At 63.7% G+C, this 10,705-nt stretch carries 12 protein-coding genes and 1 pseudogene; 1 reads left to right on the top strand and 12 read right to left on the bottom strand.

Annotated elements, in window-relative coordinates; translation table 11 throughout:
* Nucleotides 1-12: 12 nt before the first annotated feature.
* Nucleotides 13-255, bottom strand: a complete 243-nt coding sequence (locus M6689_RS00810; protein WP_298266697.1) for a hypothetical protein — start codon at nt 253-255, stop codon at nt 13-15.
* On the opposite strand from M6689_RS00810, the gene M6689_RS00805 reads away from it, so the two are divergent.
* A complete protein-coding gene (locus M6689_RS00805) occupies nt 239-613 on the top strand; it encodes a glutaredoxin domain-containing protein (protein WP_298266695.1) in 375 nt (124 codons plus the stop codon). The genes M6689_RS00810 and M6689_RS00805 overlap by 17 nt on opposite strands.
* An 81-nt stretch (nt 614-694) precedes the next feature.
* Here the strand turns inward: M6689_RS00805 and M6689_RS00800 are convergent, their stop codons facing one another.
* The 11 genes and pseudogenes from M6689_RS00800 to M6689_RS00750 all read right to left on the bottom strand — a co-directional run bounded on the left by M6689_RS00800 (nt 695) and on the right by M6689_RS00750 (nt 10,511).
* Entirely contained in the window at nt 695-1,075 is a 381-nt protein-coding gene (locus M6689_RS00800) for an EamA family transporter (RefSeq protein WP_298266693.1), read from the bottom strand.
* On the bottom strand, nt 1,068-1,934 hold the full coding sequence (gene hpnK / locus M6689_RS00795; protein WP_298266703.1) for a hopanoid biosynthesis-associated protein HpnK: 867 nt from the start codon (nt 1,932-1,934) through the stop codon (nt 1,068-1,070). Before hpnK ends, M6689_RS00800 begins: the two co-directional genes overlap by 8 nt.
* Entirely contained in the window at nt 1,931-3,358 is a 1,428-nt protein-coding gene (gene hpnJ / locus M6689_RS00790) for a hopanoid biosynthesis associated radical SAM protein HpnJ (RefSeq protein ID WP_298266691.1), read from the bottom strand. Before hpnJ ends, hpnK begins: the two co-directional genes overlap by 4 nt.
* A 102-nt stretch (nt 3,359-3,460) precedes the next feature.
* The gene (locus M6689_RS00785) at nt 3,461-4,696 is read right to left on the bottom strand and encodes an EAL and HDOD domain-containing protein (protein WP_298266689.1); all 1,236 of its coding nucleotides are present in this window, start codon (nt 4,694-4,696) and stop codon (nt 3,461-3,463) included.
* A 97-nt stretch (nt 4,697-4,793) separates the two neighbouring features.
* Nucleotides 4,794-5,861 carry a chemotaxis response regulator protein-glutamate methylesterase gene (locus M6689_RS00780; protein ID WP_298266687.1) on the bottom strand — a complete coding sequence of 356 codons (1,068 nt, stop codon included), beginning with the start codon at nt 5,859-5,861 and terminating at the stop codon, nt 4,794-4,796.
* Nucleotides 5,858-6,349, bottom strand: a complete 492-nt coding sequence (locus M6689_RS00775) for a response regulator (RefSeq protein WP_366949709.1) — start codon at nt 6,347-6,349, stop codon at nt 5,858-5,860. The genes M6689_RS00780 and M6689_RS00775 overlap by 4 nt, the downstream gene beginning before the upstream one ends.
* A pseudogene (locus M6689_RS00770) lies at nt 6,323-6,568 on the bottom strand (ATP-binding protein); the annotation flags it as partial. The pseudogene M6689_RS00770 and the gene M6689_RS00775, both read right to left, overlap by 27 nt.
* 237 nt (nt 6,569-6,805) lie before the next feature.
* A complete protein-coding gene (locus tag M6689_RS00765) occupies nt 6,806-7,309 on the bottom strand; it encodes a chemotaxis protein CheD (RefSeq protein ID WP_298266685.1) in 504 nt (167 codons plus the stop codon).
* Nucleotides 7,306-8,175, bottom strand: coding sequence for a protein-glutamate O-methyltransferase CheR (locus M6689_RS00760; protein WP_298266683.1), 870 nt, complete (start codon nt 8,173-8,175; stop codon nt 7,306-7,308). The genes M6689_RS00765 and M6689_RS00760 overlap by 4 nt, the downstream gene beginning before the upstream one ends.
* 24 nt (nt 8,176-8,199) lie before the next feature.
* A complete protein-coding gene (locus M6689_RS00755; protein ID WP_298266682.1) occupies nt 8,200-8,694 on the bottom strand; it encodes a chemotaxis protein CheW in 495 nt (164 codons plus the stop codon).
* A 131-nt stretch (nt 8,695-8,825) separates the two neighbouring features.
* The gene (locus tag M6689_RS00750; RefSeq protein ID WP_298266680.1) at nt 8,826-10,511 is read right to left on the bottom strand and encodes a methyl-accepting chemotaxis protein; all 1,686 of its coding nucleotides are present in this window, start codon (nt 10,509-10,511) and stop codon (nt 8,826-8,828) included.
* Nucleotides 10,512-10,705: the final 194 nt, after the last annotated feature.

Here is a 10,705-nt window from a genome sequence, read left to right as displayed (position 1 = left end):
AGCCTGTCGGACTTAGGAATGAATCTGCTGCGAGAACGGCAAATCGGTCCATATTTCCGGGAATTCTTGACGAATAGAACCACTATTCGCCTGCAAATTCCCGAAAATCTGTCCTCGATCTGCCATTCTCTCGCTACGATTTCCTAAGTCCGACAGGCTCCTGACGTTTGACTTGCCCCCCGCTTCGGGATAGGCTTCAATGGAACGGTCCAATTGTACAGCAAAGGAGATCAGAGTCATGCGGAAAATCACCACGGCTGCCCTCTTCCTCACCGCTGCCTTTACGGCCGCTGCCGGCATGGCGGCGGAACTCCCCGCCCCCCCCCAGAGCAAAATCGACGCAAAGGCCCCGAAACAGCAGAGCTATCCGAAGATCGTCCTCTACTCCGTCGCCTGGTGCCCACACTGCAAGGAGGCGAAGGAGTACTTCACCACCCACAACATCCCGTTCATCAACAAGGACGTGGAGCTCGACGCAACGGCCATGGAGGAGCTGACCCAAAAGTACCGGAGCCAGGGGGTGCCGGTGATCGTCATCGGCGACAGGAAGGTCCTCAAGGGGTTCACCCCCGAGATATTCGAAAAGGCGGTGAAGGAACTCCAGAAAAAGTAGCGGAATGCATCATGCCGCTAAACGAAAAAGGGAGCCGAACAGGCTCCCTTTTTTTCTTTACCGGTCCCTGGTCCCGGCCTTTCAGTGGGCGCCGCTCCTGGTGATGAGCATGACGCCGACGCAGACGAGGACCGTGCCGGCCCAGCGCATCGGGGTGACGGTCTCGCCGAGGAACCACTGGGAGAGGAACGCCACGAGGACATAGTTGAGGGCCTGCATCGGGAGGGCCACGGAGAGGTCTTCCCAGGAGAGGACCGCCAGCCAGAGGAAGAAGAAAACCGCCAGCATGGCGGTGCCGATGATCAGCTTCGGGGTGGTGAGGGCCTGGAATGCCACGTTGAGGATCCCGCGCAGGTTCATGGCGGAGATATCCCCCAGCTCCTTCATCCCCTTGGCAAGGAGAAGGTCGCCGATGGTTCCGGCGGAGACCGCCATGAGCATGACGATGAAAGTTTTAAGCATACGTCTTTTCCTCTCCGCGGTAGTTCCTGAGCCTGATGCCGAGGGTCCGGAGCCGCTCCTTCACCCGTAAGCCCGTGAGTGCCGTCAGCTCCTCCTCGTGCCGGTAGTCGGGCATCCGCCGGGTGATCTCCGGGCAGGGGAGGCAGCCGGGGTGGAAGTAGATCTCAGTGGTCCCCTCCCCCACCCCGTCCAGGGCCTTCAGGAGGTACTCCTCGGTCATCCGCCCCGAGTTGAGGAGCCCCATCACCTCTGCCGCGTAGCCGATCCCCAGCCGGTCGAGGAAGGGGCGGCAGCGGGCCGCAAGCCGCGAGAAGATGAAGGCGTCCGCCGCCTTCCCCACGAGGCGCGCCCGGTCGACGGCGAGGTTCCGGCTGAGGCTCTCTCGGCTGAGGCGAAAGGTGGTGATGCCGTACTTCGGCATCAGCTCCCGGAGGATATCGAAGACCGTGGGGTGCATGTGGATGTTGAGGTGGCCGTCGACGTGGGAGAGCGGCAGGCCGGTCTCCCGGAACTTCAGGATCTGCCCCTCGATCTCCCGGCGGAGCTGCTTGCGGAACGACTTGACGAAGAAGTAGCGCATCCCGCCGTGGACCGGATCGTTGGTGAAGTTGCCGTCGCGGTCGTGGATCGACGGGAACCCCTCGTGACGGACCACGGCGCGCCCCTGCACCAGCGTCAGGTGGAGCCCCACCTGGAGGCCCGGGTTCTCCTTCGCCAGCTCCACCGCCTCCCCGAAGGCGTCGCCCCCGACCATGAGCGAAGCGGAGGTCAGGATCCCCTCCCGCCAAGCCTTCACCACGGCCCGGTTGACGCCGTTGGAGAGGCCGAAGTCGTCGGCATTGATGATGAGCTCTTTCAGCACCCGCCCCCCGCGGCTTTACGCTTCTTCATGTATTCGAGGTACTGCTTTCCTTCCTTGAGGAGCTTCTTTCGCTCCTCGCCGTCCACGATCATCTTCATGATGCTGCGGGCGATGTACTTGGGGCGGAAATAGAACTTGTCGTAGAAGAGCTCCACGGCATCGAAGATCTCCTTGTTGGAGAGGTGCGGATAGTTGATGACGCACATCTGGTGGCCGGTGTCGTCGATGTACGACTCGGAGGCGATCCACCCCTCCTTCCGGCAGAGATCCCAGAATTCGGTGCCTGGGTACGGCGAGGCGAGGGACGCCTGGATGGAGTTGATATCCAGCGCCTTGGCGAACTCGATGGTCTCGCGGATGGTCTCGCGGGTCTCGCCGGGAAGCCCCATGATGAAGGCGCCGTGAACGGAGAGTCCGAGCTTCTTGCAGTTTCTCGTGAACTCGATCGCCTGCTGCTTCGTGACCCCTTTCTTGATGTTCTTCAGGATCTGCTCGTTACCGCTCTCGAAGCCGACCACCACGTGGCGAAGCCCCGCCTCGCGCATGATCTTCAGGGTCTCGTAGTCGCAGTTGGCCCGGGCGTTGATGGTCCAGGAGATCCCCAGGGGCTTGAGCTTCTCCGCCACCTCGCGGGCGTGCCTGCGGTCGGCGGTAAAGGTGTCGTCGTCGAAGGAGAGCTCCCGCATCTCCGGGATGTTGTCGACGATCCACTTCACCTCGTCGTAGACGTTCTGGGGGGAGCGGGTCCGCATGGCCCGCCCGGAGAAGGTCTGGGGCCAAAGGCAGTAGATGCACTTGGACGGGCAGCCGCGGCTGGAGTAGATGGAGACGTAAGGGTTCTTGAAGTGGGGAATCACGTACTCGGAAATCGGGAGATCCCGCTTGTAGACCGGCGCCACGAAGGGAAGCGCGTCCAGGTCCTGGATCGGTGCCCGGTCGGGGGTATGGTGGACCTTCCCCTCCTTCCAGTAGCTGATCCCGTTGACCCGTTCCAACTCACGCCCCTCGCAGAGTTCCTTTGTGGTGTAGTCGAACTCGCCGCGGCAGACGACGTCGATCACCCCTTCCCCCTTGCGGAGCGATTCCTCGGGGAGAACCGTGACGTGGGGACCGGTCAGGACCGTTACCGTGGCCGGCTTCCGAGCCTTGATCCGCCGGGCGGTCTCGATGTCGAGGGCCAGCGTCGGGGTGGAGGTGTACATCACCACCATGTCGAAATCCTTGGCGATGGCGAGGCAGGCGTCGAGATCGAGTCGCTGCACCGGGGCGTCGACCACGCGGGAGCCGGGAATCATCCCGGCCGGGAAGCAGAGCCAGGTGGGATACCAGAAGGAGGTCACCTCGCGGGAAGCCTGATAGCGGGCACCGGCACCGCCGTCGAAATCCTCGTAGGTGGGGGGATTCAAGAATAACGGCTTCATATGAAACTCCTGAAAAAGGCGCAAATTGGGCACGAATCAAACGCGCAGAATAGTCGCTGGGTGGTTGAAAGTCAAGGCGAAAGGCCGGAAAGGAGAGAAAAGTCAGGCGAGTTCGTCCATCCGGTTGACCCAGTTGCAGACCTCGATCTGCACTGGGCCGAGGTTCTTCATGGAGAGGCTGAACCGCTCGAAAAGGGGGGAGATGCTGTCGAACTCTTCCTGCTCGATTCTTTCCACCAGGGAGAGGAGGATACCGAGCTCCCCCTCCCGGTCGAGGAGCGCCTGCCGCACATCCTCGTCCAGATTTAAGGGGGTCACCACCTCGTCCATCGACACCTTGAGCAGTACGTCGGCCAGCGACAGAATGCCGGTCATGAAGGCCCGGTCCGGGTAGTCCCGGTCCCCCTGCGCCGCGGGCTGCTCGGCAACGATCAGCTCCATGAGCCGCGCCCGGGTGACGGCCAGGACAAGGAGCGGATTATCCCCCCCACTCTTCGCGTTGTTGGTGAAAAGCGCCATCATCGCCCAGCGCCGCAGCTGGTGGTACCCGATGACCATGATGGCGTGCCGCAGAGTGGTGATCCGCTCCTTGAGCCCGACGGACACCGAGTTTACGAGGCGAAGGAGGTTGAGGATCAGGTTCGGGTTCTGCTTGAAGGTCTGTTCCAGCTCGGCGATCTCCACTTCCGCCACCAACTGGTTGAAGAGCTTGACGATCGCCAGCCTTCCGACATCGACCCGGGTGCGGGTCAGCACCGTCGGCCGGGCGAAGTAGTACCCCTGGAAATAGGAGAAGCCGAGCCGGGCGCACTCCTCGTACTGTTCGTTGGTCTCCACCTTCTCCGCCAGGAGCTTCGGCGTCCAGCGGCGGAGCTGCTTCACCTCGGCGGCCAGATTCTCCATACCGGTGCGCAGGAGATCGATCTTGATGATATCCACGACTTCGTAGAGGGGCTCGTAGACCGGATCGTAGATGTGGTCGTCGAGGGCGATGGCGAACCCCTTGCGCTTCAGGTCCCGGCAGCGCTCGATGATGGTGTCGGTGACCGGCACGTGCTCCAGAAGTTCGATCACCACCTTCTCGACGGGGAGAAGCTCGATGGCATCGCTCATCAGCACATCGGCATTGACGTTGATGAACCCCTTGTGCTTGCCGAGAATCTCGGAGAAACCGAAGCTGGAAAGGGCGTCGAAGATGACGCTGGCGCTGGCCTGGAGATAGTCGGTGACGTTGGCGTGGAGGGTGTCTGCCGAGCGGAAGAGGAGCTCGAAGCCGAAGAGCCTCTGGGCACGGTCGAGAATCGGCTGGCGGCCGAGGAAGAATTTTTCGTCTGCCATGGTAATGCTCCGCGCTGCCCGGTTTCAGCGCACATTAGACCCGGGGGTTGTGAGCGAGGTTTCCAGGATACCGTCGCCGGCGTGAAACATCAAGGGCCTACTCGCAGAGCCGCATCACCTCGCGGGCAATGAGCTCCAGCGGCACGACCTTCCCGACCCCTCCCCGCTTGATCGCCTCGTTGGGCATCCCGAAGACGATGCAGGTCGCCTCGTCCTGGGCGATGGTGAACGCCCCCGCCTCCTTCATCTCCCGCATCCCGCTGGCGCCGTCGTCCCCCATGCCGGTCATGATGACCCCCAGCGCGTTCTCGCCGGCATAGCGGGCCGCGGAGCGGAAGAGGACATCCACCGACGGGCGGTGACGGGAGACCAGGGGCCCGTCCTTGATCTCCACGTAGTAGCGGGCGCCGCTCCGCTTCAGGAGCGTGTGGCGATTGCCGGGGGCAATGAGCGCCCGCCCCCGGATCACCGAGTCGTTGTCTGTCGCCTCCTTGACCGAGATGCGGCAGATGCCGTCGAGCCGCTGCGCGAAGGCGCGGGTGAACCCTTCCGGCATATGCTGGACGATGACGATGGGGGGAGAGTCCGAGGGAAACGCCTCCAGAAATGTCTGCAGCGCCTCGGTCCCCCCGGTGGAGGCCCCCACCACCACGATCTTCTCGGTGGTCTGGATCATGGCCCGGGAGCCCGGCTTCTCCAGGATCACGTCGGCCGACAGCTTGGGAGCGATCTCCTTGCCGATGCGCGGCGTTATCTTACGGACCCGGGCCTGGCTCGCCGCCTTCACCGCGTCGCAGATCCGCACCCGTGATTCCTCCAGAAACTGCTTCGTGCCGAGCTTCGGCTTCTGGATGATCTCCGCCGCCCCATACTCCAGCGCCTTGAGGGCCGTTTCGGAACCGGCGTCGGTCAGGGTCGAGCACATGACCACCGGGATCGGGTGCTGGCTCATGATCTTGCGGAGGAAGGTGATCCCGTCCATCCGCGGCATCTCCACGTCGAGGGTGATGACGTCGGGAACCTGCTCCCGGATCCGGTCAGCGGCGATGAACGGGTCGGCCGCCGGGGCCATCACCTCGATCTGGGGATCGGAGGAGAGGATCTCGGCCATGGTCTGCCGGACCACGGCGGAGTCGTCGACGATGAGAACCTTGATCCTCTTCATGGTTTTTCCCGCCCCCCCCCGTGGTACGCCTCGACGGCGGCGACAAGCTCCGCCACGCGCACCGGCTTGGAGACGTAGGCGTTCATCCCAGCGGCGAGGCACCGCTCCCGATCCCCTTCCATGGCGTGGGCGGTCAGGGCGATGACCGGGATACCCCTGTTCACGAGGGGGGAATCCGACCCCCGGATCGCCCGGGTGGCCGCGATGCCGTCCAGCTCGGGCATCTGCACATCCATGAGCACCAGCTCGAACTCGCGCTCTTCCAGGGCTTCCAGCACCTCCCGCCCGTTGGTGACGATCGTCACCCGGTGCCCGTCGGTTTCGAGGATCCGCCGGATCACCTCCCGGCTGGTGGCGTTATCCTCCGCCAGCAGGATCCTCAGCGGCTGCGACGTGGTGCGGATTGCCGGAGCGGGGTCGGTCATCGCGACATCGCCCACAGGGATAAAACGGACGGTAAAGCGGAACGTGCTCCCCTTGCCGGGGATGCTCTCCACCCAGATCCGTCCCCCCAGCATCTCCACGATCCTGCGGGAGATGGCCAGGCCGAGACCGCTGCCGCCGTATTTCCTCGTGATGCTGCCGTCTCCCTGGCTGAAACTCTCGAAGATGCCGTCGATCTGGTCGGCCGGGATGCCGATGCCGGTGTCGGAGACGCCGAAGCGAAGCACCACCCCCTCGGCGCCCGGCTCACGCTCGACGAAAAGGAAGACTCTCCCCCGGGGGTGAACTTGAGGGCATTCCCGACCAGGTTTACCAGCACCTGCCGCAGCCGGGCCGGGTCCCCCCTGAGCCGCTGGGGGACGGCTTCCTCCACCAGGGAGGAGAGTTCGACCCCCTTCAGCCGCGCCTGGTGCCCGAAGCTCTTCACCATGCTATCCACGAGGGGGCGGATGGCGAAGTCGGTCTGCTCCATAGCCATCACTCCGGCAGCCTCCTGGTCATCATCGTCCCCAATCCTCCCCGGCGGCAAGCGGATCATCCCGGCGCAGGCGCTTCAGGAGCACCTCGCCGGTGTGGGTGTAGAATATGAGTTTCCGCCCCCTCGTCCCCCCCACATCGGCCGCCGACACGGCAAGACCCGAGACCGAAAGGACCCGGCGGGCGATCTCCACGTTGCGCCGCCCAACCCCGATCCTGCTCCCCCCGAAGCCGATCAGGTCGGCACCGCCGAACAGCTTCACCTCCAGGCGGCCGGGGGAGACCCCCCGGGCGGAAAACATCGCCAGCATGCGGAGGATGGAGGTATCGACATAGCGCAACCCATCCCCCTTGTTCCCCTCGGGAAGGAGCGCATGGCAGATGGCGGCGGTGCCGCTGGCCCGCTCGAACATCGTCACCGAGACGCAGGAGCCGAGCACCGTGGTCACCACCGTCGGCTCTGCGCCGAAATGGAGTTCCCCCGGCCTGAGGTAAACGGTGGGTAGTCCGGTGAGCGTCGGTTTCATCGCGGTTTCCGGTAGATGGTGGAGGCGACCTGTTCCACCGGGACGTCAAGGCCGGAGAGGGTTTCGGAATGCCCCATGAAGAGATACCCCCCGGGAATCATCTGTCGGCAGAACTTGTTCAGGAGCCGCTCCTGGGTCTGCTTGTCGAAGTAGATGATGACGTCGCGGCAGAACATGATGTCCACCGGCTCCCGCATCCCGAAATCGCCGTCCATGAAATTGAGCCGGCGGAACCTCACCCGCTGGCGGAGCTCCGGCACGATCCGGACGAACCCCCGGTGGCCGTCTTTCCCCCGCAGCAGGTACTTGCGCTTGAGCGCCAGGGGAACCGGCTCCACCCGCTCCTCTTCGTAGATCGCCATCTTCGCCTTGTCGAGGACGGTGGTGCAGATGTCGGTGGCGAGGATGGAGTAGGAAAACCCCTCCTCCTGCCCGGCAAACTCGGCTAGCACCATGGCGAGGGTGTACGGCTCCTCGCCGCTGGAGCACCCCGCGCTCCAGATCGAGAGCGGCTTTCTGACCCCGGCGCCCCGGGTCCGGATCAGCTCGGGAAGCGCGTGCCCCGTCAGGAACTCGAAGTGGCCCGCCTCCCGGAAAAAATCGGTCTTGTTGGTGGTGACCACGTCGATCAGGTGGAGCAGTTCCTGCTCCGTCCCCTCGCGGCTGAAGATATAGTCGGCGTACTCGTGGAACGTCGGGATGCCGAGCTTGCGGAGCCGCTTCTGGAGCCGCGCCTCCAGCATCGTCTTCTTGGCGGGAGGCATCTTGATGCCGCATTCGCCGTAGATGAACTCGCTGAAACGGGCAAACTCCCGGTCGGAGAGGGAGGCGGCGGCGGAACGGGTATCCTTGGAAGCATTGAACATGGAAATGTATTTCGTATCCCGTCCCTACGCCGCCTCGTCGGCCACCCCACCGGCGGTGACGAGCTCCTCGCAGGTGAAGGTCCTGTCGATGTCGAGGATCATGATGAACTGGCCGTCATGCTTCCCCATCCCGAGGATGAAGTCGGTGTTCAGCTTCGTCCCGATCCGGGGGGCCGGCTCGATCTGCTCCGGCTCCAGCTCAAACACCTCCTGCACCGAATCTGCCAGGGCGCCAAGGATGACCGTCTCCCCCTCGTGGGTCACCTCCACCACGATGATACAGGTATTGACCGTCTTCTCGGTCCCGGCCATGCCGAACTTGAGCCGCATGTCCATCACCGGCACCACGCTCCCCCGCAGGTTGATCACCCCCCGCATGAAGTCGGGGGTCTGTGGGACCTTGGTAATGGTGGTGAATTCCAGGATCTCGCGAACCTTCGCCACATCGACCGCGAAGACCTCCTCCGCCAGCTTGAAAGTCAGATACTGCCGTGTTTCGGTGATCGCCGCAACGCTCATGAAACCCTCCGTTCAATCGTATGAGAGTCTGTCGTCTCTTGTTCTCCCTATCGTCAAACTCTGGAGATTTCTTTAATCTATTCAGGAATTCCCTGAGTCGCCTACAGGAAATGCCGAAGGTTCCGAAGGTCTCAGAACTTCTCGAACTCATCATCCAACCGATCGTCGAGCTGGAGGTCGACGCCGGCGTTGGCGACCTTCTTCCTGCCGTAGCCGTTGGCATACCCGTTGGCGTGGGAAACGGCCACGTGCTTCACCTCGGCCGGAGGCGCAACCCGCGGCTTGCCCACGGTGACCCTGCGGCCGGCGGCCTCGACACCGTCCACCCGGAAGAAGGCGATGGTCGCCTGGAGCTGCTCCGCCTGGCTCGCCAGCTCCTCGCTGGTGGAGGCCATCTCCTCGCTGGCACTGGCGTTCTGCTGGATCACCTGGTCCAGCTGCTGGATCGCCCGGTTGATCTGCTCCGCGCCAGTGTCCTGCTCCTTGCACGCCGCGCTGATCTCCTGCACCAGCTCGGCGGTGCGCTGGATGTCCGGCACCATCCGGGCCAGCATCTCGCCCGCCGCTTCCGCCACCTGCACGCTGGAGGTGGAGAGCTCACTGATCTCCCCCGCCGCGTGCTGGCTCCGCTCGGCAAGCTTTCTGACCTCCGCCGCCACCACCGCAAACCCTTTCCCGTGCTCCCCCGCCCGGGCCGCCTCGATGGCCGCGTTCAGCGCCAGAAGGTTCGTCTGCCGCGCGATCTCCTCGATGATCGAGATCTTTCCGGCGATCTCCTTCATGGCATGGACCGTCTCCGTCACCGCCTTCCCTCCCGCTTTGGCATCCTCGGCGCTCTTCACCGCGATCCGCTCGGTCTGGGTGGCGTTGTCGGCGTTCTGCCGAATGTTGGAGCTCATCTGCTCCATGGAGCTCGACGCCTCCTCGGCGGCCGCCGCCTGCTCCGTGGCCCCCTGGCTCATCTCCTCGCTGCTGGAGGAGAGCGCCTGGCTCCCCGAGGCGACGTTGTCGGCCGCGCCCTTGACGTCCGCTACCACTACCTTCAGTTTCTCCACCATGTTTCGCATCGCCGCCAGGAGGAACCCGGTCTCATCCCTTCCCGCCGTGTCGATGGAGACGGTCAGGTCCCCCTCGGCCAGCCTGTTGGAGACCCCCACCGCCACGGCCAGGGGACGGGTGATGCTGCGGGTGGTGAGGATACTGATGATGATGCCGGCCAGGGCCGCGGCCGCCGCAAGTCCGAGGGCGAAGGCACGGGCGCTGTCATACGCCTTTGCCGCCTCGCCGTAACGCAGGGCCATCCGCTCCTCCTGGTACGCCACGATCGCCCTGAATGCCTGCAGGATCTTTTCGGCAAGGGGCGCTCCCTCCCGGTTGAAGACCCCCAGGGCCTGGTCGGTCTTGCCGGCGAGGCTCAGCTCGATCACCTCGTTGTTCGCCTTCCTGGCATTGTCGATGGCGGTCTTGGCGGCGGCGATCAGCTGTTTCCCCTGGTCGGTCTGTTCCAGCTTCTCCAGCTTCTCCAGGGCGGCCCGGTATTCGCCCCGCAGCTTCTCGATATCCTGCTTCACCGCCGGCCGCTCGCCGGGATCCTTGAGCATGATGAGATGGATGTCGCCCATCAGGTCACCGATGATTGCCGACACGTCGTTGGCACATTTGATCTTGGCGTAGTTGACCTTCACTATCCGGTTCAGCTTCTCGTCGATCTTCCCCATCCCGCCGATGCCGATGGACGTCACCACTCCGAGCAGAACGAGCAGGACGCCAAAGCCGAACCCCAACCGGACACCGATCTTCAGATCACCGACACGCATCGCACATCCTCCTTTGCGGGGCTTTCCCCCTCTTCAGTGGGCCGCGCCGCCCCTCCGTCATCCGGAAGTCTCCGAGCGGCCCCATCATCGCTTGCCAGGGCTGATCCGTATACGTTTCAGGATTCTCCCTACGGCTCACTTACCCTATCGGCACCCGCTCCGGCAACCTTTAGCCAATTCACACAATTTTTTTC

Origin of the sequence: Geobacter sp., from assembly GCF_027327745.1 — a bacterium.
GTDB lineage: Bacteria > Desulfobacterota > Desulfuromonadia > Geobacterales > Geobacteraceae > Geobacter.
The sequence above is the reverse complement of the archived record's forward strand: the minus strand, read 5'-3'. Positions and strand labels throughout refer to the sequence as shown.

Coding starts and splice junctions, on each gene's coding strand:
- M6689_RS00800 (WP_298266693.1), bottom strand. CDS start 1,075: ATGCTTAAAACTTTCATCGTCATGCTCATGGCGGTCTCCGCCGGAACC.
- hpnJ (WP_298266691.1), bottom strand. CDS start 3,358: ATGAAGCCGTTATTCTTGAATCCCCCCACCTACGAGGATTTCGACGGC.
- M6689_RS00785 (WP_298266689.1), bottom strand. CDS start 4,696: ATGGCAGACGAAAAATTCTTCCTCGGCCGCCAGCCGATTCTCGACCGT.
- M6689_RS00760 (WP_298266683.1), bottom strand. CDS start 8,175: ATGTTCAATGCTTCCAAGGATACCCGTTCCGCCGCCGCCTCCCTCTCC.
- M6689_RS00780 (WP_298266687.1), bottom strand. CDS start 5,861: ATGAAGAGGATCAAGGTTCTCATCGTCGACGACTCCGCCGTGGTCCGG.
- M6689_RS00765 (WP_298266685.1), bottom strand. CDS start 7,309: ATGAAACCGACGCTCACCGGACTACCCACCGTTTACCTCAGGCCGGGG.
- M6689_RS00755 (WP_298266682.1), bottom strand. CDS start 8,694: ATGAGCGTTGCGGCGATCACCGAAACACGGCAGTATCTGACTTTCAAG.
- M6689_RS00750 (WP_298266680.1), bottom strand. CDS start 10,511: ATGCGTGTCGGTGATCTGAAGATCGGTGTCCGGTTGGGGTTCGGCTTT.
- M6689_RS00805 (WP_298266695.1), top strand. CDS start 239: ATGCGGAAAATCACCACGGCTGCCCTCTTCCTCACCGCTGCCTTTACG.